Annotated in this window: 27 protein-coding genes; 16 read left to right on the top strand and 11 right to left on the bottom strand. The window is 68.0% G+C overall.

The genetic code is table 11. From position 1 onward, the window contains the following. Positions 1-12: 12 nt before the first annotated feature. From RPR59_RS05985 to gspL, 4 genes are read right to left on the bottom strand one after another with little or no spacing between them, the layout of a single operon-like run. Positions 13-1,239, bottom strand: a complete 1,227-nt coding sequence (locus RPR59_RS05985; protein WP_313917680.1) for a type II secretion system F family protein — start codon at positions 1,237-1,239, stop codon at positions 13-15. After that, a complete protein-coding gene (gene gspE / locus RPR59_RS05980) occupies positions 1,239-2,717 on the bottom strand; it encodes a type II secretion system ATPase GspE (protein WP_313918362.1) in 1,479 nt (492 codons plus the stop codon). Before gspE ends, RPR59_RS05985 begins: the two co-directional genes overlap by 1 nt. 5 nt (positions 2,718-2,722) lie before the next feature. Next, positions 2,723-3,214 carry a type II secretion system protein GspM gene (gspM, locus tag RPR59_RS05975; RefSeq protein WP_313917678.1) on the bottom strand — a complete coding sequence of 164 codons (492 nt, stop codon included), beginning with the start codon at positions 3,212-3,214 and terminating at the stop codon, positions 2,723-2,725. Between the two features lie 5 nt (positions 3,215-3,219). After that, complete coding sequence (gspL, locus tag RPR59_RS05970; protein ID WP_313917676.1) at positions 3,220-4,359, bottom strand: type II secretion system protein GspL; 1,140 nt, start codon at positions 4,357-4,359, stop codon at positions 3,220-3,222. Between the two features lie 9 nt (positions 4,360-4,368). On the opposite strand from gspL, the gene gspG reads away from it, so the two are divergent. The 5 genes from gspG to gspD are packed head-to-tail and all read left to right on the top strand — an operon-like array spanning position 4,369 to position 8,556. Continuing rightward, positions 4,369-4,857: a type II secretion system major pseudopilin GspG gene (gene gspG / locus RPR59_RS05965; RefSeq protein WP_313917674.1), complete on the top strand. Its 489-nt coding sequence runs from the start codon at positions 4,369-4,371 to the stop codon at positions 4,855-4,857. Between the two features lie 6 nt (positions 4,858-4,863). After that, positions 4,864-5,334 (top strand): prepilin-type N-terminal cleavage/methylation domain-containing protein, encoded by a 471-nt coding sequence (locus RPR59_RS05960; protein ID WP_313917672.1) that lies wholly within the window; start codon positions 4,864-4,866, stop codon positions 5,332-5,334. Beyond that, on the top strand, positions 5,331-5,702 hold the full coding sequence (gene gspI, locus RPR59_RS05955) for a type II secretion system minor pseudopilin GspI (RefSeq protein ID WP_313917670.1): 372 nt from the start codon (positions 5,331-5,333) through the stop codon (positions 5,700-5,702). Before RPR59_RS05960 ends, gspI begins: the two co-directional genes overlap by 4 nt. Next, entirely contained in the window at positions 5,699-6,484 is a 786-nt protein-coding gene (locus RPR59_RS05950; RefSeq protein WP_313917668.1) for a type II secretion system protein N, read from the top strand. Before gspI ends, RPR59_RS05950 begins: the two co-directional genes overlap by 4 nt. A gap of 11 nt (positions 6,485-6,495) precedes the next feature. Next, positions 6,496-8,556 (top strand): type II secretion system secretin GspD, encoded by a 2,061-nt coding sequence (gene gspD, locus RPR59_RS05945; protein ID WP_313917666.1) that lies wholly within the window; start codon positions 6,496-6,498, stop codon positions 8,554-8,556. On the opposite strand, the gene RPR59_RS05940 is transcribed toward gspD, so the two are convergent. The 6 genes from RPR59_RS05940 to RPR59_RS05915 all read right to left on the bottom strand — a co-directional run bounded on the left by RPR59_RS05940 (position 8,550) and on the right by RPR59_RS05915 (position 12,010). After that, on the bottom strand, positions 8,550-8,993 hold the full coding sequence (locus RPR59_RS05940; RefSeq protein ID WP_313917664.1) for a hypothetical protein: 444 nt from the start codon (positions 8,991-8,993) through the stop codon (positions 8,550-8,552). The two genes, gspD and RPR59_RS05940, sit on opposite strands and share 7 nt — an antisense overlap. Further along, positions 8,990-9,451: a hypothetical protein gene (locus RPR59_RS05935; protein WP_313917662.1), complete on the bottom strand. Its 462-nt coding sequence runs from the start codon at positions 9,449-9,451 to the stop codon at positions 8,990-8,992. The genes RPR59_RS05940 and RPR59_RS05935 overlap by 4 nt, the downstream gene beginning before the upstream one ends. Beyond that, positions 9,448-10,023, bottom strand: a complete 576-nt coding sequence (locus RPR59_RS05930) for a hypothetical protein (protein WP_313917660.1) — start codon at positions 10,021-10,023, stop codon at positions 9,448-9,450. Before RPR59_RS05930 ends, RPR59_RS05935 begins: the two co-directional genes overlap by 4 nt. Before the next feature lie 42 nt (positions 10,024-10,065). Next, entirely contained in the window at positions 10,066-10,404 is a 339-nt protein-coding gene (locus RPR59_RS05925; RefSeq protein WP_313917658.1) for a hypothetical protein, read from the bottom strand. Then, positions 10,401-11,069, bottom strand: a complete 669-nt coding sequence (locus RPR59_RS05920) for a TetR/AcrR family transcriptional regulator (protein ID WP_313917656.1) — start codon at positions 11,067-11,069, stop codon at positions 10,401-10,403. Before RPR59_RS05920 ends, RPR59_RS05925 begins: the two co-directional genes overlap by 4 nt. 104 nt (positions 11,070-11,173) lie before the next feature. After that, a complete protein-coding gene (locus RPR59_RS05915; protein ID WP_313917653.1) occupies positions 11,174-12,010 on the bottom strand; it encodes a hypothetical protein in 837 nt (278 codons plus the stop codon). A gap of 124 nt (positions 12,011-12,134) precedes the next feature. On the opposite strand from RPR59_RS05915, the gene RPR59_RS05910 reads away from it, so the two are divergent. From RPR59_RS05910 to RPR59_RS05880, 7 genes are read left to right on the top strand one after another with little or no spacing between them, the layout of a single operon-like run. After that, positions 12,135-12,803: a hypothetical protein gene (locus RPR59_RS05910; RefSeq protein WP_313917651.1), complete on the top strand. Its 669-nt coding sequence runs from the start codon at positions 12,135-12,137 to the stop codon at positions 12,801-12,803. Positions 12,804-12,805: 2 nt separating this feature from the next. Continuing rightward, a complete protein-coding gene (locus tag RPR59_RS05905; protein WP_313917648.1) occupies positions 12,806-14,002 on the top strand; it encodes a hypothetical protein in 1,197 nt (398 codons plus the stop codon). Then, positions 13,999-14,955: an AAA family ATPase gene (locus tag RPR59_RS05900; protein ID WP_313917646.1), complete on the top strand. Its 957-nt coding sequence runs from the start codon at positions 13,999-14,001 to the stop codon at positions 14,953-14,955. Before RPR59_RS05905 ends, RPR59_RS05900 begins: the two co-directional genes overlap by 4 nt. After that, positions 14,952-16,214 (top strand): DUF58 domain-containing protein, encoded by a 1,263-nt coding sequence (locus RPR59_RS05895; RefSeq protein ID WP_313917644.1) that lies wholly within the window; start codon positions 14,952-14,954, stop codon positions 16,212-16,214. Before RPR59_RS05900 ends, RPR59_RS05895 begins: the two co-directional genes overlap by 4 nt. Beyond that, the gene (locus RPR59_RS05890) at positions 16,211-17,215 is read left to right on the top strand and encodes a stage II sporulation protein M (RefSeq protein ID WP_313917642.1); all 1,005 of its coding nucleotides are present in this window, start codon (positions 16,211-16,213) and stop codon (positions 17,213-17,215) included. Before RPR59_RS05895 ends, RPR59_RS05890 begins: the two co-directional genes overlap by 4 nt. Next, positions 17,202-18,089, top strand: a complete 888-nt coding sequence (locus RPR59_RS05885; RefSeq protein WP_313917639.1) for an RDD family protein — start codon at positions 17,202-17,204, stop codon at positions 18,087-18,089. Before RPR59_RS05890 ends, RPR59_RS05885 begins: the two co-directional genes overlap by 14 nt. Next, a complete protein-coding gene (locus RPR59_RS05880; protein ID WP_313917637.1) occupies positions 18,089-18,466 on the top strand; it encodes a winged helix-turn-helix domain-containing protein in 378 nt (125 codons plus the stop codon). Before RPR59_RS05885 ends, RPR59_RS05880 begins: the two co-directional genes overlap by 1 nt. 21 nt (positions 18,467-18,487) lie before the next feature. On the opposite strand, the gene RPR59_RS05875 is transcribed toward RPR59_RS05880, so the two are convergent. Next, on the bottom strand, positions 18,488-19,843 hold the full coding sequence (locus RPR59_RS05875) for an MFS transporter (RefSeq protein WP_313917635.1): 1,356 nt from the start codon (positions 19,841-19,843) through the stop codon (positions 18,488-18,490). Between the two features lie 169 nt (positions 19,844-20,012). On the opposite strand from RPR59_RS05875, the gene cyoA reads away from it, so the two are divergent. The 4 genes from cyoA to cyoD are packed head-to-tail and all read left to right on the top strand — an operon-like array spanning position 20,013 to position 24,160. After that, positions 20,013-21,128: a ubiquinol oxidase subunit II gene (gene cyoA / locus RPR59_RS05870; protein WP_313918360.1), complete on the top strand. Its 1,116-nt coding sequence runs from the start codon at positions 20,013-20,015 to the stop codon at positions 21,126-21,128. A gap of 13 nt (positions 21,129-21,141) precedes the next feature. Then, positions 21,142-23,157, top strand: coding sequence for a cytochrome o ubiquinol oxidase subunit I (gene cyoB / locus RPR59_RS05865; RefSeq protein ID WP_313917633.1), 2,016 nt, complete (start codon positions 21,142-21,144; stop codon positions 23,155-23,157). Continuing rightward, positions 23,154-23,783 carry a cytochrome o ubiquinol oxidase subunit III gene (gene cyoC, locus RPR59_RS05860; RefSeq protein WP_432280294.1) on the top strand — a complete coding sequence of 210 codons (630 nt, stop codon included), beginning with the start codon at positions 23,154-23,156 and terminating at the stop codon, positions 23,781-23,783. The genes cyoB and cyoC overlap by 4 nt, the downstream gene beginning before the upstream one ends. Next, complete coding sequence (cyoD, locus tag RPR59_RS05855; protein ID WP_313917631.1) at positions 23,780-24,160, top strand: cytochrome o ubiquinol oxidase subunit IV; 381 nt, start codon at positions 23,780-23,782, stop codon at positions 24,158-24,160. The genes cyoC and cyoD overlap by 4 nt, the downstream gene beginning before the upstream one ends. Positions 24,161-24,231: the final 71 nt, after the last annotated feature.

Here is a 24,231-nt window from a genome sequence, read left to right as displayed (position 1 = left end):
GGCCGCGCGCCCCTACATCGTCACGAGATTGTTGAGGTTGATGATCGGCAACAGGATCGCCAGCACCATCAGCAGCACCAGCCCGCCCATCACCAACAGCACCATCGGTTCGACGAGCGCCACCAACGTCGCCACCAGCGCGTCGAGTTCGCGTTCCAGCTCGTCCGCCGCCCGGCTGAGCGCCGGCGCCAGCTTGCCGCTCGATTCGCCGCTGGCGACGATGGCGGTCAGCATGCTGGGAAAGATTTCCGATTCCTGCATCCCCTGGCGCAGGCTCGCGCCTTCGCGCACGCGCGCGGCGATGCCCAGCGCCTTTTCGCGGACATACAGGTTGGGCGTCACCGCCGCGGCTGCGTGCAGCGCCTCGACCAGCGGCACCGCGCTTTCCACCAGCGTGGCCAGGCTGCCGGCAAAGCGGGCCGCGTTGAACTGTCGGCTGAACCGCCGCGTCAGGCGCGACGTGGTGAAGCCGCGGTGGATACGCAGCCGGTTTCCCGGCACCCGCGCCCAACGCCCGAACACCAGGAACGCCGCCAGCAACGCCAGTGCCGCATACAGCCCGTAATCGCGGATGAAGGCGCTGAGCGCGATGAGCGCGCGCGTCAGAAACGGCAGGTCGGCACCGCGCGACACGAACACCTTCACGATATCGGGCACGACATAGACCATCAGCAGGACGATCATGCCGAGCGACACGACCGCCAGCAACGCCGGATAGAGCAAGGCCAGTTGCAGCTTCTGGCTGTTGCCCTGCCGCGTCTCGACGAAATTGGCGAGATGGTTCAGCACGTCGCTCAGCTTGCCCGACTGCTCGCCCGCCGCGACCGAGGCGCGGTAGAATTCCGGAAAGGCCCTGGGATGCTGCCCCAATGCGCTCGCGAAGCTGCGCCCGTCGAGGATCGCCCCGCGCACGTCGAGCAGGACCGAACCCACCGCCGGCACCTCGGACTGCGCCGCGATCAGGCGCAGCGCCTCCTCGACCGGAATATCGGAGCCGACCAGCGTCGAAATCTGCCGCGTCACGGTCGCGAGCTGACGCGTCGACATCTTGTTGCGCCTGAGGCTCGGCAGCCGAATCGTACCGGGTTTCAGGTCCCGCTCGCTCGCCGCTTCGACCGACAACGGCAGAAGCGCGCGCTCACGCAGAAGCGCGCGCGCCGCCGCCGGGCTCGCCGCCTCGATGATGCCCTTTTTCCGCGCGCCGGTCTTCTCGGCGGCTTTATAGGCGAATGCCGGCATCAGCCCTCGTCCCGGGTGACGCGCGCGACTTCCTCGATCGTGGTCAGCCCGGCGCGCACCTTCGCCACGCCGTCGTCGAGCAGGCCGGGATTGGCCTCCCGCGCCTTGCGCTCCAGTTCGGCCTCGGACGCGCCGTCGTGGATCATGCCCTGGAATTTCTCGTCCACGGCGACGACCTCGTACAGCCCCGCCCGGCCGCGATAGCCCTCGTCGTGGCATTGTTCGCAGCCGACCGGCCGCCAGATCGTCTCGCCCGGCGCGATCGCATTGCCCAGCAGCGGCGCGTCCGCCTCGCCCGCGCGCGTCTCTTCGCGGCATTCGGGGCAAAGTTTGCGGACCAGCCGCTGCGCCGCCAGTCCGACGACCATCGGCGCCAGCAGATAGCGCTCCACACCCATGTCGATCAGCCGCGTGACCGAACCGACCGCGGAATTGGTGTGCAGCGTCGACAGCACGAAATGCCCCGTCATCGCCGATCGGACCGCCACCTGCGCGGTTTCCCGGTCGCGGATCTCGCCGACCATGATCACGTCCGGGTCCTGACGCAGAATGGCGCGCAGCCCGCGCGCGAAGGTCATGTCGGTACGGGTGTTGACCTGCGTCTGGCCGATGCCGGGCAGTTCGTATTCGATCGGATCCTCGACCGTCATCACGTTGCGCTTGCGGTCGTTGAGCCGCGTCAGCGCCGTGTAGAGCGTGGTCGTCTTGCCCGAACCGGTCGGCCCCGTCACCAGCAGGATGCCGTGCGGCCGCTCGAGCAGCCGCTGAAAGGTATTCCGATCACGCTCCGACATGCCGAGCTGGGCGAGATCGAGATTCAACCCGCCGCGTTCGAGCAGGCGCAGCACCACCCGCTCGCCATGCTGCGTCGGCAGCGTGGAAACGCGCGCGTCGACGTCGTGACCGCCGATGCGCAGCGTCACCCGGCCATCCTGCGGAATGCGCTTTTCGGCGATGTCGAGCTTCGCCATCACCTTGATACGGCTGACGAGCAACGGCGCCAGCCCGCGCTGCGGCTCCAGCACGTCGCGCAGCACGCCGTCGATACGGAACCGCACGACCAGGCGCTTTTCCTGCGTCTCGACATGCACGTCGGACGCGCCTTCCTTGATCGCCTCCAGGAGCAGCGCGTTGATCAGGCGGATGATGGGCGAATCGTCGTTGCTTTCCAGCAGGTCGTCCACCTGCGCCGCGCTGTCGGCCAGGCTGACCAGATCGGTTTCGTCGATGTCGATATCGGCGGCCATACCGGCACGATCGGCAAAGGCGGTGCCGAGCGCCCGATCGAACGTCCCGTCATCGACGGGAACATAGCGCGCTTCCGGCGCCAGACGCTGCACTTCCAGCAGCGCATCGAGCGGCGCATCGGCGCGGTGGACGCATTCCACGCCGCCTTCGCCGTCCCGCAGCACCACGCCGTTCCGGCGCGCAAAACCGTAGGGCAGCCTGGGCGCCGCGATTTGCGGAGGCATCGCCATATCGGTCACGGCGCGAAATCCACCACGGCGTCGACACGCCCGGCCCCTTCGGACCGGGAAATCTTCGCATTCGTCACGGACAGCGCGCTGGACCGCGTTACATCGTCCACCCAACGCACCACCGCGTCATAGGGCGCCGCCGCGACGCTGGCGCGAATCCCGGTCGCCGTGCCCTGCGTCGTCGGCGACAGACCGACGGCGGATGCGGCGGCCGCGACGATGCTTTCCGGCGTGCCGGTACGTCGCGGCGCCTGAGCGGTGGTCAATGTCCCCGCGGCCCGGATGCGCGCGTTCAGCGTCTCATAGGTGCGGATGTCGGCGATCGCGTCGGCCCGCGCCGCCTGGATCGGCTTGACCACGCCGAAGACGAGCACCACCGCCGCCACCAACACCGCCAGCGTGCCGAGCAGGACGCGCTCGCGCTGCGAAAGCGCGCGCCACCAGGCGTCGAACCGAGCAAAACGCCCTTCCAGCGCGGGGACCTCGCGGATGCGCATTACCCTCATAGCGCCTGCGCCGTAATATGGATCGCTCCGTCCGTCGATGGCCGGACCGTCGCCGAGATATTGGCGTCGCGCAGGGCGGCGTCGATGCGGCCGACCATTCCCGGCGCAGAACTCGCCAGGTCGATCGTCAGCATGTCCCCCGCGAAGCGGAGGTCGCGCACCGCGATCGAACCGGCCAGCGGCGTCAGCGCGCCCGATACCCGCGTCAGCGCCGACACGAATCGCCGCTCGCCGGTCGGAGCCGGGATCAGGTCGGCGACCGCACCGGCGATCGGCCCGTCCTGCGGCAGGCCCGCACCCGGCGCCATCGTCGCCACCAGCGCCCGCGTATCCGCCTCGCGCCGATCGGCGATGGCGCGCAGCATCAGCGTGTCGGCGCCCGCTATCGCGATATGCGCGACGGCGCCGAGGCCCAATATCCACGCAACGCGCCGGCCCCACCCCGCATCACTTACGGCACGCTGCCGAGCATAGGCACCCTGGCGCAGGTCGAGCGCCGGCACGGCCAGCCGCTCGACACGCGACCCGGTCGGCCGCGCGACGTCGCCCGCCACCATGTCCTCGGGCAGCGGATCGCCATATTCGACGCAGGCCGGCCGCCCCGCCCGCTCCCACGCGGTCCACAGCATCGGCGCGGCAAGGGCGAAACCGGTGCCGTCGGCCGAACGCACCACCGCCCGCGTCTCCCCCAGGTCGACCGACCAGCATCCCTCCGGCGGCATCGGCAGCGCGAGCGCATCGGGCACCAGCGCGGCCCGTTCCAGTCCCGCCGCTTCCGCCAGTTCGACCCAGTGCCGCATCCGCTCATGCGCGACCACGCCCGCCAGATAGCGGTTGGGCGCGATCGCCGTTCCGAGCGCCAGGTGCACGCCATCGGATTTCTCGGCGATCCGGTCCTCGAGCGCGAAGGGCAATGCCTGAAGCCGCTTCGCGCGCGACCTCAGCGGCAGGTCGACCGCCAGCAGCCGCACCGATTCGCTGGGTATCAGAATGGTTGCGGGGCCTTCGCTATCGGCTATGATCAGCCGATCGCCGGCAAGCGTCCAGATGCCGGAAGACCGCGAACCGGTCGCGGCCGCTATCGTGACGCCGGGATCGGCCGTGTCTGTAACATTGCTTTCATGGACGGATCGCATGGAGCCCGGATGCGCATAGTTTTACAACAATTCCGTGACACCGTGACACCGTGCCGGGCAACCCGCAAGCGTCCTCGGATCGCCCATGGCGAAACCGGCCTGACGCTGATCGAGATGATCGTCGTCCTGGCGATCATCGCGATCGTCGCCGGGCTGATCGTCGGCAGCGGCATTCTCAGCCGGCCGGACCAGGCGCGCGTGACGGTGGCCGAAACCGACATCCGCACCATTTCCTCGGCCCTGAAGATGTACCGGCTGGACAATGGCGACTATCCGACCGGGCAGCAGGGATTGAAGGCGCTGGTCGAAAAGCCGGCGACCGGCGCGCCCAACTGGAACCCGGAAGGGTATCTGGCGGAAATGCCGCTCGATCCGTGGGGCAGGCCCTATGTCTATACCTATCCCGCGCCCGGCGGCTTCTCGGTCGTCTCGCTCGGCCGGGACGGCAAGCCCGGCGGTGAGGGGCTGGACGCCGATATCGACGGGAAGCGCGGCTAGAACGACATGGCGGGGGGCCGCATCATCCGGCCGGCCGAGCGCGGCATGACGCTGATGGAGATGCTGATCGTGCTGGCGATCATCGGCGTCGCGGCCGGTGCCGTGTCGCTCGGCATCGGCGCCGCGACGCGTGCGCCCAGCGCGGAGGCCGAGGCGCACCGGCTCGCCACCCGGCTGCAGGCGGCGGCCGACGATGCCATGCTGGGCGACCGCATGATCGCCTTCACCGCCAGGGACCATGGTTACGGCTTCGCCACCTTCGACGGCGGCGCCTGGGTGCCGCGCACCGACGACGCGACCGGTTTCCACACGCTGCCCGGCGGCATGGTGATCCGGCTCTCGGCGCGCCCGCCGATCATTCTGGGTGTCGACGGCTCGGGCCAGCCGCTGACCGCGACGATCGAAAGCGGCGACCAGCACTGGGTCGTGCGCTATGACGGGATGACCGCGACCGCCACGCAGGTGCCCGCGACATGAGCCCGCGACCGACCGAACAGGGCTTTTCGCTGATCGAGGCGCTGGTCGCGCTCGCCATCCTGGCGATCGCCACCGTCGGGCTGATCCGCGCCGTCGAATCGCACATCGATTCCACCCGCGGCATGGAACTGCGCGCGACGGCGATGTGGGTGGCCGAAAACCGCATGGCCGAACTTCGCATCGGCGATCAACAGGCGGATGCGGGCCAGGTGCCGATGCTGGGCCGGAGGTGGCGGGTGGCCACCACCAGCCGGGCGACCGACGACCCCGCGATCGCCGCGATCCACATCGATGTCTATCGGGCGGACGGGACGGCGGCGCTGGCATCGCTGGACGGGTTCCTCGATATCGGCGACACCGTGATATGATCGCCGATTACCGCCCGACTCCGCGGCAGATTCGCACGGGCCTGGATCTGCTCGCCGGCGCCATGGTGGTATCGGTGGCGTTCGCGCTCGCCGGACTGACCTGGCGCCTTGCGGGCCATGCCGGCGTCGGCGCGATCACCGTTCCGTCGGCGGACCGGCCGCTGACCGTCTCGTCCGACATCGGCCCGGCGCTGGCGCTGGAACCCTTCGGCCGGGCATCGCCTGCGCAAGCGGCCGATCCCACCGGTATCGACGCCCGGCTCACCGGCATCATCTTCGCGGTGCCGTCTTCGCTGTCGACCGCCTATATCGCCGTCGGTTCGAAGGAGCCGAAGGACTTCGCCGTCGGCGACCGCTTCGCCGGCGCGACCATTCGCGCCATCCGGCGCGACCGCGTCATCCTGGATAATGGCGGGAACGCCGAATATCTCGCCTTTCCCGATCCGACGCTGCCCGAAGGCGCAGCCGACCGCAGCGGAGGGGATGCTCCGTCCGCTTCCGGCTCCCCTGCGGCTCCGCAGGCGGCAACCCCCTCCGCGCCATCGGCCGATGCGCTTCTGTCCCGCTTCGATGCGACGCCGACCGATGGCGGCTATCGCATCGGCGATAACGCCCCGGCCGGCCTGCGGGCGGGCGATGTCATCCGTTCCGTCAACGGTCAGACCGTGACCGATGGCGCCGCCGCCCGTCAGGCATTCGCCTCCGCCGCACAAAGCGGCACCGCCCGGATCGAGATCGTTCGGGACGGCAAGACGATTTCGCTATCCGTTCCCATCCGTTAGAAGGCAATTTCGTGCTGAACGCGCTTCGTACCCCGATATTCGCCCTGGCGCTCGCCGGTCTGATCGCGCAGCCCGCCGCGGCGCAGGATGGGCCGCCGGCCGACATCGTCGTCAACATGCACGGCGTCGACATCGCCCAGGTCGCCGAACAGATTTCCCGGCTCACCGGTCGCACACTGATCCTCGATCCCGCCGTGAAGGGCGAGGTGACGGTGACCTCCGCCCAGCCGCTGTCGCCCGCCGGCGTCTGGGAACTGTTCCAGTCGGTGTTGCGCGCCAACGGCTTCGCGGCGGTGCGATCGGGTCGCGCCTGGCGCATCGTGCCGCAGACGGTGGCGGTGCGCGACGGCGGCGCGCCCAGCCGCAGCGCCGGCGGCGAACAGCTCGTCACCCGCATGATCCGCCTGTCCAACGTCCCGGCAGAGGATGCCGCGCGCATCGCCCGGCCGCTGGTCGCGACCTTCGGCAGCGTCGAACCGCTGAGCACGCCCAACGCGATCGTCGTCACCGACTATGCCGACAATGTTGCGCGCATCCAGCAGTTGGTGAACCGGCTGGACAGCGGCGGCGGGTCGAGCTTCACCACCATCCAGCTCGACAACGGCAACGCGCCGGAAGTGGCGGATTCGATCCAGTCGGTGATGGGCGACGATTCCACCACCCGGGTCGCCGCCGATGCGCGCAGCAACAGCGTGATCGTGCGCGGCACCCCGGCATCGGTGGCGCAGGCCCGCAGCATCGCCGCCTCGCTCGACAAGCCCGGCGGGGCCACGCCGATCACCCGCATGTTCCGCCTCAATTATGCCGATGCGGAGTCGGTGACCGAGGTGCTGCGCGGCGTGCTGGGCGCCGAACAACCGGTCAGCAACCCGGTCGCGCGCAGCCTCGATTCGCGCCGCGGCCTCACCGCCGGCGAGCTGATGAGTTCGCGGTCGAACAGCCTGGCCGGCGGCATCAACGGCAATGCCGACCGGCTGCTGAACGGCCAGTCGGCGTCCGACGGCGGCGGCGGGCCGTCCAGCTCGATCGACTTCCCCGCGCGCGGCGACAGCGAAAGCGCACAAGGGTTCTCGACGCCCGACCTGACGGTACAGCCGGCGCCGTCGCTCAATGCGGTCGTCGTGCGCGGCACGCCCAAGGCGATCCAGTCGATCGACGGACTGATCCATGATCTGGATGTGCGCCGCCCGCAGGTGCATATCGAGGCCGCGATCGCCGAAATCCGCGGGGACGAGGCGGAACAGCTCGGCGTTCAGCTCGGTCTGACCGGCGGCGTGCTGTCCGAAGTCGAGGGCGGCGGCACGTCGTTCGACACCGCGGGCAAACCGCTATCGGGCATCCTGAGTGCGCTGGGAATTCCGGCGGGGAACCTGCTGGGCAACGGCCTGACCGGCAACCTCGCGATCGGCGACGATTTTTCGGTCCTGGTCCAGGCGCTGGGCACGTCCGACAATGCCAATCTGCTGTCCACGCCGCAGGTGACGGTGCTCGACAATTCTCCTGCGGAGATCGTCGTGGGCCAGAACGTGCCCTTCGTCACCGGCTCGATCCTGACCGACAATAGCGACGTCACGCCCTATACCACGATCGAGCGCCGCGACGTCGGCATCACGCTGAAGGTCATCCCGCGCATCAATGCGGGAGAGGTGGTGCGCCTCGACGTCAGCCAGGAAGTATCCTCGCTGGCCAGTATCACGATCTCCGGCGCCTCCGACCTGATCACGAACCGGCGCCAGATCACGACCAAGGTGCTCGCCGACAATGGCGAGACGATCGTGCTGGGCGGCCTGATTTCCGACGATCGCACCGAAAGCGAAAAGCGTGTACCGCTGCTGGGCGACATTCCCGTCATCGGCAACCTGTTCCGTGCGCGGCGCGAGGAACACAACAAGCGGATTCTATTCATCTTCCTGCGCCCCACGATCCTGCGCGACACCGACGACGCGGACAGGCTCGCCAAGCAGAAATACGCCCGCCTGCGCCAGGAAGAACAGGAACTTTCGGATGACGGCAGCCTGCTCATCAATCCCCCGGCGCCGCGGCTGACGGTGGAAATCGACGGTATCTACTGATCGGCACCATCGGGCTGCGCGGTGGCGATCGGTACGCGTAGCTGCCGGCCCCCGCGCTCGAAAAAGGCGGCGTCGCTGGCCAGCGACACCAGCCGCCAGCCACCAACCGCGTCGCCCGGCGCAAGGCTGCGCACCGAACCGTCCGCCAGGCGCACGAGCGCCACCGCGCCCTGATCGAGACGGCCGACGATTCCGGCCAGGTCCGGTGCGTCGGCCGGCATGGCGGTCGCATCCCCCTCGCCCGGCAACGGCGCGAACAGGGGCCGGGCATAGACCGCGCGCAGCGCCGGCGCTTGCCCGTCCGCCGGCAGCGTCACGGCCGGGCCGTCCGACGCCGGCCGGCGCACCCGCTCGTCCTGGGCGGGCAGGAGCAGAAGGACGGTTATCGACACCGCGACCGCCAGAATGGCGGCGATGAGCAGGGAATTGCGCGTCATGCCCGCCACGGCGCCACCATCACGGCGCGCAGGCGAACCTGGCCGTCGGCCAGCGCTTCCATCCGCCACCAGTGAAACACCCTCCCCGTCCGCGGGTCGGAAAGCGCGTCGGCGACCGCGATGACGGCCTTTTCCTCGCCGGATATCTGGAAATACACGCCGGCGAGCGGCGCGGTCGTTCCATCGGCGCGCAGGGCCTCCAGCAGCACCGCGTTGTGCCGCACCTCGTCGCGTATCTCGCCGCCGAGGTCCGCTTGCGCCGCGCGCAGATTCGCCGCAGGCCGCACCGCGCCGCGAGCGACCGGGGCGCCTGTCGGCGCGGTCGCGACGGCCGCGCGCGTCGCCGTCAGGTCCGAGCGCGCAGAGGACAGGCGGTCGAGAGCAGTGGTCAGGGGCACGGCAAGGATCAGCGCCACGATACCGGCGAGGCTGACGAGGAGACGCTGGCGACCGTTCATCCGATCCGCGCCCGCACCGTGACGAGCATGGCGGCGTTGACGCGCCGCTGCGACAGGTCGCGGACGGCGTGGAACGCCTCCACCCTCCGGAGCGCCCGGCGAAGCTGGTCGGGATCATCCGTCACGACCTGCATCGTCACGCCGCCGTTCCCCGCCGCGTCGACCGATACGAGCCGCGCATCTTCGGGCAATGCGGCAGCCAGCGCATCCAGCAAAGCGGCAGGTGCCGGTTGCCGAAGCCCCGTGCGCAACGCGACCCGTGCATCTGTCATCGCCCGTCGCGCCGCCAATATCGGTTGCGCCTGGATTTCCAGCCGCTCGGTCCGCCGTTCGGCCGTGCGCGTCATCAGATTCGCCAGGCCGAGCGTCGCCGCCGGCACACAAACCAGCGAGATGGCCGCGATCGCGACCGGAAGGCCGATGCGCCGATCACCCGGCACGGGGTCGGTTCGGGCGGCTATGTCATGCGCACCGTCCGGCCGCCGCCTGCCAGGCCATCCGGCGGTCAGGCGGGCGATCAGGCTCGGCCCGGCCGCCCCCGTTTGCGGGTCTTTGTCGTGCAGTCCGTTCACGACCGCACTATGCGCGATCGCCGCCTTGCCGCAACCTGCCGTTTATTTGCGGACGGGGCTGATCACCTTCGCCGTACCGTCCGGCTGGATCGCGATGACGTGGGTGGCGCCGTCCGAGCAGGTCGCCTCCCAATTGCCCTGCTCGTCCCGGACCGATTTCGTGACCTCCTCGCAATTCATGCCGGCGTCCAGGATCGCCCGGATCATCACGGCGTTGCGCGCCGGGTCGGGCAGCTCGGCGACTTCCTGCGCGATATTGGCGGAATTGTCCGGCCCGCCGGTCATATTGCCGGTCTCGATCGGCTGATCCGCCGCCTCCTGTTGTTGGCAACCGCCGACCATCACCGCCGCGGCTGCTGCCAGAACCATGTATCGCTTCATTTCCGGGCTCCTTTCCCGCCATCATACGCGCGTAGGAACGTGGCCGTTCCATGCTCGACCCGGCGGACGATCTCTTCCTCGGTCACGCGATCGCGCACACCGAACTTCAGCTCGACGTCCATCATTCCCTTCCACAGCGCCATCAAATCCTCCGCCGCCGCGATCGGGTCGGGACAATCGAGCACACCGGTTTCGCTCGCTTGCGCCAGAACCTCCGCGACACGGGCGCGGGACTGCGCCGGCCCCGCTTCGAACAGGCGCTTCGCAAGTGCCGGCATCTGCACGAATTCCTGCGCCATCACCCGGTCGAGCGCGACATGGTTGGGGCGCGAGAGAAAGCTCATCAACGCAGTGCCGAAGGCGTTCAGCCGCTCCTCCAATCCGCCGGCGATCGGCGCATCGGCGTCGAAGGCGCTCGCCATGCGCGCCATCTCCGCCCGCACGCAGGTGGCGAACAGCGTCTCCTTGTCGCAGAAACGCTTGTACACGGTCACTTTCGACACGTTGGCGCGCTGCGCGATCTCCTCGATCGTGCTGCCGTTGAAGCCGCGTTCGAAGAACAGGTCGCGCGCGGCGCCGAGGATGGCATCGTCCTTTGCCGGGTCGCGCGGTCGACCGGCTCCGGTCCGCCGTGCCACCGCTTCGTTGCATCCAAGTTCGTTCACCGGTTCGTCTCCATGAAACGAGCATGGACTCCATCCGGCCCGGTGGCAAATGCCATCTCGCATCCGTACCGCTTCGGCACGCCGGAAACCGGCTCGTCGCCGGTTCAGGCGAAAACGGCTTCCAGTTCCTCGCCGTCATCGCCTTCCTTCGCGATGCGCAGATGGTGGAAGACCGATGCCGACACCGTCGATCGCAGCACCGCGTACACCATGCCGTTGAGCAGGTTGATCACCAATATCGGCACCAGCGACCCCGGAAGGATGGTCGACACGATCCCGCCGATCATGCCGGCGGCCAGCGATGCGACGAACCAGCCGATCCAGACCAGCATGCGCAGAAGGAGGATCCGCCCGCGCGCGCCCTCGCTCAGCCGGTAGCTCCGCCCGAACGCCTGGAACACGGAGGTGCCGTCGCCGACGATCGCCGGCATCACGCAGGTCCACACGATGATGAGGAACAGGCCGGGAAGGATCAGGAAGGCGAGACCGATCGCGATGGCGATCCCCATCACGACCGCCGCGAACAGCGCGGGCAGCAGCACGGCAAGGACATTGCGCATAGTTTCGGCCGGCGGCTCCGCCTCCCCGCGTAGGGCCGTCACGGCCAGGCGCAGGATCACCAGGTCCCCCAGGACCGCCACCACCAGATACAGCGCGACGTAAAGGAGCACCGCAGGCCCCAGCGCGGCGGGATGGATGTCCTGAAACCGCACCGCCCCCAGCGCGAAATAGAGCGCGATCAACGGCACCGCCGACACGATCAGCGCGGTTCCGAACATCCCCAGCGGCCGCCTGCCCATCGCCCGGAACGCGCCGCCGATGACCGCGCCGATCTCGAACGACCATGGCCGATCGCGCCCTTCGCGCAGGCCGAGCACCACCGCCAGCACGATCACCAGCAACACCGCCAGGACAAATCCCAGCACGATCATTCCGGCCATGAACCCCTCTTCCCCCCGATTTCGGGGCGACCTTGGCAAGGAAAAGCGTTGCGCGCAAATTCCCGATTTGCTCCAAGACCACCATGGACCGTTCCGCCATCGCAGCATCAGGGGGCAGGATATCGTGGCAGGACCGGATTCACCCGCCGCTACGGCTGCGGCATCGCCGCCCCCGGCCGGTGCCGAGCCCGGCTCGATCGCTGCCGCGCATCACCGGCTTCTCGCCGACAAGAGCATCCAGTTCGACCTGCCTGTGCGGCAGACGGAACGGCACCCGCCGCCGCAATGGCTTCTCGACATGTTGCACGGAATCGAATCGGCCGCCCGCTGGGTGGGCGACGGCTGGTGGTGGATTCTCGGCGTCGTCGCGCTCGGTCTCGCGGCGATCCTGATCCTGACCTTCTTCCCGCCGGCGCGCCACTGGTGGCGAAACCTGCGTCACGGCGGGGCACAGGCGGCCGAACCCGACTGGACCCCCGATCCCGGCACCGCCCGCCGCCTGCTGGAAGAGGCGGACATGCTCGCCGCCCGCGGCTGTTATGCCGAGGCCGTGCACCTGATCCTGTTCCGCAGCATCGAAGACATCGAACGCTGGCGCGGCGAGGATCTGCGCCCCTCGCTCACCAGCCGGGACATCACCCGCGACCCCGTGCTCACCGACGACGCCCGCGGCATCTTCTCGCACCTCGTCGCGGCGGTGGAACGCAGCCTGTTCGCCGGCCGGCCCCTGTTGCGCGGCGATTGGGACGCGGCACGGCGCGGCTATAGCGATTTCGCGCTGGGTGGGCGCTGACCGTGGAGGATCGCGCCAGCCCCTTCGCCGCCCGCACCGTCGCCGTCCTGATCGGCCTCGGCCTATTGTTCGGCGCGGCCTTCCTGCTGACCGTCGGCTTCGGCAACGACATCGGCGAGCGCTTCGGCCGCCCGCCGCCCGCACGCTCGCATGCAGGCGACGGTCTGTACGGGCTGTACGCGCTGGTCGACGCGCTGCCCGGCCGCCACGCGCGCTTTGCCGATAGGGCCGAAGACGTCGCGACGGCCGGACTCCTGGTCCTGCCGCTGGAAGCCGAAACGGTGCGCGAGGATCTGGATGCGATGATGGCGCAGCGCCGGTCGGCGGGCCGCGCGACGCTGATCGTGCTGCCGAAATGGCAGACCAGGCCCGTTTCCTTCGGCAGCGAACGCGTCGCGATCGTCGGCATGGTCGATCCGGCCGGCTTCCTGCCGGCGCTGGGCCGCGACGACTGGAAGATCTTCCGCATGCCGCCGGCAAAGGCCGCCGCCGCGCCCGATTATACCGGTGATGCACCGCCACCCTTTCGCCGCGCGGTGCAGGCGTTGTCGGGGCCGGGCCTGACGCCGCTGATCACGGTACGGGACAAGGCGGTGCTGGCCCAGATCGGCGATCGCAACACCTATATCCTCACCGATCCCGATCTCGTGAACAACCACGCGCTTCGCGATCGGCGGGGCGCGGCGGCCGCGCTATCCATGCTGAACGCGATTGCGCCATCCTCGGCTTCCGCCATCTTGTTCGACACGACGCTGCATTTCCGCCCCGGCGAGCGCAATCTGGTGCGGTTGATGTTCGTGCCGCCCTTCCTGGCGGTGACGTTGGCCCTGATCGCGGCCGGACTGCTCACCCTGGTCGCCAGCTTCGCCCGGTTCGGACCGGCGAGTGCCGCGCCGCGCGGAATCGCGTTCGGCAAGCGCGCGCTGCTGGACAATATCGCCGCCCTCTCGCGGCTCGCCCGCAAGACGCACCGCGCCGGCGGCCATTATGCCGACGCCGTCGCCGAGCGTACCGCGCGCCGGCTGCACGCGCCGCGCGGACTGTCGCCCGATGAACTGCGCGGATTTCTCGATGCGCGAACACCCAATGGACCGCGCTTCTCCGAACTGGCGGCGCGGGCGAAAGCCGCGCGATCCGAAGCCGAAATGCTGTACGCCTGCAGGGCGATCGACGACTGGCGAAGGGAAATCACTGCATGACGTTAGACGAAGTCCGGGACCTGGGAAGCGCCATCGACCGCGAGGTCGGCAAGGCCGTGCTCGGCCAGTCGCCCGTCGTCCGCCTGCTGACCGTGGCGCTGCTGGCACCCGGCCATGTCCTGCTGGAGGGGCCGCCGGGAACGGCCAAGACGCTGCTTGCACAGAGCTTCGCCCGGACGCTGGGCCTGGAATATGGGCGCATCCAGTTCACGCCCGACCTGATGCCGGGCGATATTCTCGGCTCCAGCCTGTTCAATTTCCAGACCTCGACCTTCACCCTGACGCGCGGCCCGGTCTTCTGCGAGCTGCTCCTCGCCGACGAGATCAACCGCACGCCGCCCAAGACGCAGGCCGCGCTGCTGGAAGCGATGCAGGAACGCGCGGTCACGCTGGACGGCCGCACCGAACGGCTGTCCGACCATTTCACCGTCCTCGCCACCCAGAACCCGATCGAGCAGCAGGGCGTCTATCCCCTGCCGGAGGCGCAGCTTGACCGCTTTCTGTTCAAGATCGCGATCGATTATCCCGACATCGCCGCCGAACGCGCCATCGTCGCGCAATATGGCGCACGCTCCGGATCGCCCCATCCCGAGGACAGCGGCGTCGCGCAGGTCGCCGACGCCGAGGCGATCGACGCGGCGGGCGCTGCGGTCGGGGCGATCCGGCTGTCGGAACCGGTCATCGGCTATATCGTCGACCTGGTCCGCGCCACGCGCGAGCATCCCGACATCGCCACCGGTGCTTCGCCGCGCGCCGCATCGGCGCTGGCCGGCGCCGCCCGCGCCGCCGCCGCGCTCGATGGGCGCGATTATGTCATCCCCGACGACGTGAAACTGCTCGCCCGACCGCTGTTGCGCCACCGCGTCACCCTGTCGCCGTCGGCCGAAATCGACGGGCGGCGCGTCGACGACGTCGTTGCCGGCCTGATCGACCAGACCGAAGCGCCGCGATGATCTATCCCGGCCGCCGCGCCATCTATCTCGTCGCCGGCGCCGCGCCGGTGGCGCTGGTGGCCGGCGTGCTGGTGCCGGGCGGCTGGCTTGCGATCCTGGCCTGGATCGCGCTGATCGTGATCCTGACGCTCGTCGATGCGCTGCTGACGCCCCGGCCGCCGCGCACGCTCGATCTCGCGGCCCCGCCGTCGATCTGGGTCGGCGATACGGTGATCCTGCGCCCGGACGGGTCCATGCAGGCCGATGCACACGGCCTGCACTACGCCGCGGACATCGGCCCGCCGCTGGCGGAGGTGCCCGGATCGCCGCTGCATTATGCCGCCACCCGGCGCGGACAGGCGGCGCTGCGCCGGATCTGGGCGCGGCGCCGGGGGCCGCTGGGTCTCGCCTGGCGCCAGGTCACCCGCACCTCCGACCGCGTCATACGGATATTGCCCAATCTGCGCCCGGTGCGCGAACAGGGCATGCGCCAATATCTGCGCAGCACCCGGTTCGGCGCGCGGATGCGCGCGGAAAGCGGGGACGGAAGCGAGTTCCAGGCGCTCACCGACTTTCAGCCGGGCATGGAACGACGCGCGATCGACTGGAAAGCGTCCGCGCGTCATGCCAGCCTGCTGGCGCGCGAATATCGTACCGAGCGCGACAATGCGATCGTGCTGGCCGTGGATGCCGGGCGCGCCATGGCGGATCCGCTGCAGGGCGTTCCGCGTGTCGATCATGCCGTGTCGGCGGCGCTGCTCGCCGCCTTCGTCGCGCTGAAGGCCGGGGACTGCACGCGCCTCTTCTCCTTCGCCGCGCAGCCGGGCATCGACAGCGGAACGGTGGCCCATGCCCGCGGTTTCGCCGAAATCCACCGTAGCGCCGCCGCGATCGATTACGGCGCACAGGAAAGCAACTACACGCTGTGCCTCAGCGCGCTGGACGCGAAGCTGCGCCGCCGTTCCATCATCCTTTTGTTCACCGAATTCACCGATCCGACCAGCGCCGAACTGATGCTCGCCGCGGCCCGGCGCGTGGCCCGCCGGCATCGCCTGATCTTCGTGATCTTCGACGATGTCGAGCTGGAGGCGATCCGCGACGCCCGACCGCGCGCGGCCGACGACGTGGTCCGGGCCAATGCCGCGCACGAATTGCTGCGCGAGCGCCGGATCGTCGTCGAACGGCTGAAACGCCTGGGCATAGACGTGATCCAGGCACGGCCGGATGCGATGCCGCTGACCCTGGTCGATCGCTACCTGTCCTTGCGGGAGCGCGCATGAACACGACCATGCCCAGATTCGCCGCGCGCCATTTCCGCGCCGAGCGCGAGGCGGACTGGCGCCGCCTCGAGGATCTGCTCGACCGGGTCGAGCACAAGTCGCTGCGCCGCCTCACCGATGCCGACCTGATGGCGTTGCCCCGCCTGTACCGCGCCGCGCTGTCGGCCCTGTCGGTCGCGCGCGATACCTCGCTCGACGCCGCGATGATCGCGTATCTGGAGGATCTGTGCACCCGCGCCTATTTCGTCCTTTATGGCTGTCGCGAGCCGTGGGGACGCCGGCTCGCGAGCTATTTCCGTCGGGATCTGCCGCATGCGGTGCGCGCCATCGCACCCGAAGCGGCACTGACCGCCGCGCTGTTCTTCGCCTCCGCCGTCGCCGCCTATTTCCTGGTGCGTTCCGACCCCGCCTGGTTTTCCGCCATTCTTCCGGAAGGGCTGGCCAATGGCCGGAACATGCAGGCGTCGGCCGACTATCTGCGCGGCACGCTGTACAATCCGCCGCAGCATGGCGGGCTGGAAATCTTCGCCACCTTCCTGTTCACCCACAATTCGCAGATCACCATCCTGTCCTTCGCGCTCGGTTTCGCCTTCGGGATTCCCACCATGTTCCTGATCGCGCAGAACGGGGCGATCCTGGGCGCACTCTATGCCGCCTTCGTGCCGCACGGGCTGGGCGTCGGGCTGACCGGCTGGCTCGCCATCCACGGCACGACGGAGATCAGCGCCATCATTCTGGCCGGCGGGGCCGGCCTGCATATCGGTCGCGCGGTCGCGCTGCCGGGGCGAGAGGGCCGGGTCCGCGCGGCGGCCGAAGCGGGGAAACGGGCCGCGCTGGTGATGATCGGGGTGGTCCTGATGCTGCTTGTCGCCGGCCTGCTGGAAGGATTCGGGCGCCAGCTCGTCACCGACGACGCCGCGCGTTTCGCCGTCGCGGGGGTGATGCTGTGCCTCTGGATCGCCTATTTCGGCCTGTCGGGACGCCGCCATGACCGGACGTGAGGATCGCGCGCGCAGCCTCGATCGCGAACTGACGACTCCCGAAGGCGTAACGCTCCGCCTCGAACTGGCAGGCGCCGGCGCGCGGGCCGGTGCCTTCCTGCTCGACTGCCTGGTGCTCGTCGTCGCGATGGTCGCCATGACCATCGCTGCCGTCCTCGCCTTTCGCGCGATCGGGAAGACCTATCCCGGCGTGATCGCGGTATTGTGGCTCCTCGTCTTTTTCCTGCTGCGAAACTTCTACTTCACCCTAATGGAAAGCGGCCGGCGCGCCGCGACGATCGGCAAGCGGATCCTGAAGATGCGCGTCGTTGCGCGCGACGGCGGGCGGCTGACGGGCGGCGCGGTGGTCGCGCGCAATCTGCTGCGCGAACTGGAGATATTCCTGCCCCTGACCTTTCTGGGCGTGGGGGCGATCGAGGGCTTCGTCGATCGCTGGGTCGCCATTTTCGGCTTCTGCTGGGCGCTCTTGTTCCTGTTCTTTCCGCTGTTCAACCGGGACCGGCTGCGCGCGGGCGACCTCGTCGCGGGAACCTGGGTCGTGTTCAACCAGCGCCGGGCGATGGGCGTCGACCTCCTGCGCCGGGCCGAAGAACACGGCGCCGTGCCCCGTTTCTCGCCGCAGGACCTCGCCGCTTACGGCCAGTTCGAGCTGCAACGACTGGAAGACGTGCTGCGACGCGACGATGCCGACGCGATCACCCTTGTCGCCGGCGCTATCCGGCGCAAGCTCGGGCGGACGGATTCGCTTGACGACCGGATGTTCCTGGATGCCTATTATGCCGCCTTGCGCGGCGAGCTTGAACGCGAACTGCTGTTCGGCCGGCGCAAGCGCGACAAGTTCGACGACGCGACCCGAAGCACGGGGAGGCGGTGATGCGGATCGGTCCGCTGAAGGTGAAGGCCCAGCTTTATTGCGGCGAAGAGATCGCCATGGGGCCGGGCAAGGCGGACCTTCTGGATGCGATCCGCGCGGCTGGATCAATCTCGCGCGCGGCCCGCGCCATGGGCATGAGCTATCGCCGCACCTGGATGCTGGTCGACGGCATGAACCGCTGCTGGGCGGAACGCGTGGTGGAGACGACGGCCGGCGGCGGCAAGCGCAGCGGCGCGCGGCTTACCGCGTTCGGCGAACGGCTGCTCGCCCTGTACCGCGCGCTGGAAGCGGACCTGGCGAGGGCGGGCGAAAGCGATGCCTTCGCCGCCCTTGCCGCGCACCTTCGCAAAACACCTCAGGCGCCGGATGCGCGTTAGACGCCGCGGCCGCGCCTGCGATCATGCGGGTTGCGGTTGCACGGTCTCGGGGCGTTCCTCCTGCCCCAGGGTCTTGCTGATCCACAGCGCCACCAATGTCGCGAGCGCACCCGACAGCAGATAGCCGCCGGCGGCGAGGATGCCCCAGTGCGACGCCAACAGCAGCGCCGCCAGCGGCGCAAATCCGGCGCCGAACAGCCAGGCGATGTCCGACGTCAGCGCCGCACCGGTATAGCGTTCCGAGCGCGGAAAGTTCGACGCGACGACACCCGAGCACTGGCCGAAGGAAATGCCGAGAATGATGAAGCCGCCGACCATGAAGATGATCTCGCCCACGTCGCCGGCATCGAGCAATTGCGGCGCGAAGCCGCTGAAGGCTGCGATCGCCGCCGCGGAAATGGCGAGCAGCGTCCGCCGCCCCACCCGATCGGCGAGATGGCCGGACAGGACGATGGCTCCCAGGCCGAAAAAGGCGGCGACCGCCTCGATGATCAGGAAGCGCGACGGCACCTCGTCCGTGAACAGGAAGATCCAGGACAGCGGAAAGACCGTCACCATGTGGAACAGGGCAAAGCTCGCCAGCGGCGCGAAGGCCCCGATGATGACGTTGCGACCTTCCTTTTCCAGCGTCTTGACGACCGGCGTCGGCTGCAGGTCGCGGCTTTCGAACAGTTTGGTGAAATCGGGCGTGCTGACGAGGCGCAACCGCGCGAACAGCGCGACGACATTGATGGTGAAGGCGCAGAAGAAGGGATAGCGCCAGCCCCAGTCGAGGAAATCCACCGCCGACAGGCTGGACACGAAATAGGCGAACAGCGCGCTCGCCACGATCAGACCGAGCGGCGCACCGAGTTGCGGAATCATCGCATACCATCCGCGACGATTTTCGGGCGCGTTGAGCGACAGGAGCGATGCGAGACCGTCCCATGCGCCGCCGAGCGCCAGCCCCTGGCCGATGCGGAACACCCCCAGCAGGATCGCCGACCAGATCCCGATCGATTCGTATCCCGGCAGGAACGCTACCGCCACCGTCGAGCATCCGAGCAGGAACAGCGCGATCGTCAGCTTGGTCGCCCGCCCGTACAGCCGGTCGACGGCCATGAAGATCAGCGTCCCCACCGGCCGCGCGACGAAGGCCAGCGCGAACAGCCCGAAGGAATACATCGTGCCCGTCAACCGGTCGACATAGGGAAAGACGTAGACGGGAAAGACCAGCACCGACGCGATCGCGTAGACGAAAAAGTCGAAGAATTCGGACGTCCGTCCGATGACCACGCCGATCGCGATCTCTCCCGGCGCGACACGCGTGTCGCGCACGTTCACCTGTCGCGCGTCGCGCTCCATCGCACCGGAGTCGGGTTCGCTGCCGGCTGTCATCAATCGTTACTCCCAATCGCAAGAACGTGGCATGGACGCTCTTTCTTCATACAGCATCCGGGCCTATAGCACTATCCAGTTGCGCTGCGGTATAGCATGTTCGCAACTGCGGCAGGATTGGACAAACTGTCCAATGGGCATGCCGGAGGAAATCTCTTAAGTGGGCGCCATGATCCCGATCAACGATTCGTTTTCGCGGCGGAATTCCGCCGCCCGGATATTGTTCATCCTGCCGGCCTTGGCGCTGCTGGGCGCCTGCAACGCCGTCGTGCTCGATCCCTCAGGATATGTTGCGGCGCAGCAGCGCGACCTGCTCGTCATCTCCGTCGTCCTCATGCTGCTGATCATCCTGCCGGTAATGGCGCTGACCGTGCTGTTCGCCTGGCGCTATCGCCACACGAATACCGAGGCGACCTACGAACCCGACTGGGATCATTCGACCCAGCTCGAACTGCTGATCTGGTCCGCACCGCTGCTCATCATCATCTGCCTGGGCGCGATCACCTGGCTGGGCACGCACACGCTCGACCCCTATCGCAAGATCGAGCGGATCGACGCCAACCGCACGCTCGACGTGGCGAACAAGCCGCTGGAAGTCGACGTGGTGGCGATGGACTGGAAATGGCTGTTCATCTATCCCGAATACGGCATCGCGACGGTGAACGAGCTCGCCGCGCCGGTCGACCGGCCGCTGCAGTTCAAGATCACGGCGACCGACGTGATGAACTCCTTCTACATCCCGGCGCTCGCGGGGCAGATCTATGCCATGCCCGGCATGGAGACCACGCTGCACGCCGTGATCAACGAACCCGGCGCCTATCACGGCTTTTCCGCCAACTATAGCGGCAACGGCTTTTCCGGCATGGACTTCCGTTTCCTGGGGCTGGACGATGCGGGTTTTCGCCAGTGGGTCGCCGAGGCGAAGTCCAGCGGACGGTCGCTCGATCGGGCGACCTATCGCGACCTGGCGAAACCGAGCGAGAACGTGCCCGTAAAGCGTTACGCCGCGGTCGGCGACGGCCTCTATCCGGCGATCCTCAACATGTGCGTCGAACCCGGCGCGACCTGCATGGGCGAGATGATGCGCCGGGATGCGCGCACCGCACGCGGCAAATCGGGCACCCACGAAGCAGGCCGTCACATGATGCAGGACAAGGCGGCATCGGCCGACGAACCGGTCGCGGCCAATGCGCCGCTGACCGGGGCCGGCCTGTCGGCGCCCGGCCGCACGCCGCCCCGACGCGAAACCGCCGCCACCGCCGCCGCGACCGGCCAGTCCCTCTGAGCGAACGAAACCCATGACCCATCCCCCGATCCCCGACAGTCCGATCTTCGGGCGCCTCACGCTCGATGCGATTCCGCTGCACGAGCCGATCCTGATCGCCACTTTCGCCATGGTCGCCGTGGGCGGCGGCGCGGTGCTGGGCGCGCTCACCTATTTCCGCCTGTGGGGGCCGCTGTGGCGCGACTGGTTCACCAGCGTCGATCACAAGAAGATCGGCATCATGTACATGGTGATGGGGCTGATCATGCTGCTGCGCGGTTTCGCCGACGCGCTGATGATGCGCGCGCAGCAGGCGATCGCCTTCGGCGGGAACGAGGGCTATCTGCCCGCCGAGCATTACGACCAGATCTTCACCGCGCACGGCGTCATCATGATCTTCTTCGTGGCGATGCCGCTGGTGACGGGACTGATGAACTATGTCGTGCCGCTCCAGATCGGCGCGCGCGACGTGTCCTTTCCCTTCCTCAACAATTTCAGCTTCTGGATGACGGCGTCCGGCGCGGCGATCACGATGATTTCGCTGTTCATCGGCGAATATGCGCGCACCGGCTGGCTCGCTTATCCGCCGCTTTCCGGCCTCCTGCACTCGCCCGGCGTCGGCGTGGACTATTATATCTGGGGCCTGCAGATAGCCGGTATCGGCACCCTGCTATCGGGCGTGAACCTGATCGCGACGATCGTGAAGATGCGCGCGCCGGGCATGTCGCTGATGAAGATGCCGATCTTCACCTGGACGTCGCTGTGCACCAACGTGCTGATCGTCGCCGCCTTCCCGGTGCTGACGGCGGTGCTGGTGCTGCTCAGCCTCGACCGGTATCTCGACTTCCACTTCTTCACCAACACCATGGGCGGCAACGCCATGATGTATGTGAACCTGATCTGGATCTGGGGCCATCCGGAAGTCTACATCCTGATCCTGCCGGCCTTCGGCATCTATTCCGAAGTGGTGTCGACCTTCTCGGGCAAACGCCTGTTCGGCTATACCTCGATGGTCTACGCGACGGTGGTCATCACCATCCTGTCCTATCTCGTCTGGCTGCACCATTTCTTCACCATGGGATCGGGCGCCAGCGTCAACAGCTTCTTCGGCATCACGACGATGATCATCTCGATCCCGACGGGGGCGAAGATCTTCAACTGGCTGTTCACCATGTATCGCGGCCGCATCCGTTTCGAGCTGCCGATGATGTGGACGCTGGCCTTCATGCTGACCTTCGTCATCGGCGGCATGACGGGCGTGATGCTGGCCGTGCCGCCCGCCGACTTCGTGCTGCACAACTCGCTGTTCCTGATCGCGCACTTCCACAACGTGATCATCGGCGGCGTGCTGTTCGGGCTGTTCGCCGGCATCAATTTCTGGTTTCCCAAGGCGTTTGGCTTCAAGCTCGACCCGAAATGGGGCAAGCGCTCCTTCTGGATGTGGGTGATCGGCTTCTATCTCGCCTTCATGCCGCTCTACGCGCTCGGCCTGATGGGCGTGACCCGCCGCCTGCGCCACTTCGACGATCCCACCTTGCAGCCCTTCTTCATCGTCGCGGCCGTCGGCGCGGTGCTGATCGCGCTCGGCATCGCCTGCATGCTGATGCAGTTCTACGTCTCGATCCGCGACCGGGAGGCGCTGCGCGACACGACCGGCGATCCGTGGCACGGCCGCACACTGGAATGGTCGACCTCGTCACCGCCGCCGGATTATAATTTCGCCTTCACGCCCGTCGTTCACGACAGCGATGCCTGGTGGGACATGAAGTGCCGCGGCGCCCAGCGCCCGACCGAAGGTTTCAAGGCCATCCACATGCCGAAGAATACCGGCACCGGCGTCATCCTGGCCGGCCTCAGCGTGGCGCTGGGCTTCGCGATGGTATGGCATATCTGGTGGCTCGCCGCGGCCAGCTTCGCCGGCATGATCGCCGTCGCGATCGGCCACACCTTCAACTATACCCGCGATTTCCACATCCCGCGCGAGGAGGTGGTGCGCACCGAACATGCGCGCACGGCGCGACTGGCCGAAGCGAAGGGGGCAGGCCAATGAGCAGCACGACCATGACCGCGACCGGCCAGCCGCCGCGCTTCTACGACACCGACGAGCACGCGCATCCCGACGGCGCCAGCACCATGCTGGGCTTCTGGATCTACCTGATGAGCGATTGCCTCATCTTTGCCGTTCTGTTCGCCACCTATGCGGTGCTGGGTCGCAGCTTCGCCGGCGGCCCCGGCCCGCACGAACTGTTCGAGCTGCCGCTGGTGGCGGTGAACACGGCGATGCTGCTGTTCTCGTCCATCACCTACGGCTTCGCCATGCTGGCGATGGAGCGCAAGCGGCTCGGCGCGACGCTTGCGTGGCTGGCGATCACCGGGCTGTTCGGCCTCGCCTTTCTCGGCATCGAGCTGTTCGAGTTCTCGAACCTGATCGCCGAGGGTGCGGGTCCGTGGCGCAGCGGTTTTCTGTCCGCCTTCTTCACGCTTGTCGGCACGCACGGTCTGCACGTGACGTTCGGCATCGTGTGGCTGGTGACGCTGATGATCCAGCTCGCGCAGAAGGGGCTGATCCCCGCCAACGCCCGGCGCCTGATGTGCCTGTCGATGTTCTGGCACTTTCTCGACGTCATCTGGATCGGCGTCTTCACCTTTGTCTATCTGATGGGAGTGCTGGGATGAGCACCGACACCGCCAATCACGATCACCACAGCCATGACGAAGGCGGCGCGCACGGTTCGCTCAAGGGCTATCTGATCGGCTTCGGCCTGTCGGTGGTCCTGACCGCCATCCCCTTCTGGCTGGTGATGGCCGACGTGATCGCCAACCCGACGACCGCGGCCTTCGTCATCCTCGGCCTGGCGCTGGTGCAGATCGTGGTCCACATGGTCTATTTCCTGCACATGAATCCGAAGTCGGAGGGCGGCTGGTCGATGATGGCGCTGATTTTCACTCTCATCCTCGTCGTCATCACGCTGACGGGCTCGATCTGGGTCATGTACCATCTCAACAACAATATGATGCCGATGAGCCCGGGCGTCACGAGCGCCGCGCCGTGACGAACGGCGGTGTCCCCGGTGGGGCGCCGCCGCCCCCTGCTCCACCGGCCGAACCGGCACGGCGGCCGCGC

The sequence above is a fragment of the Stakelama saccharophila genome, from assembly GCF_032229225.1.
GTDB classification, from domain to species: Bacteria; Pseudomonadota; Alphaproteobacteria; order Sphingomonadales; family Sphingomonadaceae; genus Sphingomonas; species Sphingomonas saccharophila.
Note: the sequence above shows the minus strand (reverse complement) of the source record. Positions and strands in the feature narration are given on the sequence as shown.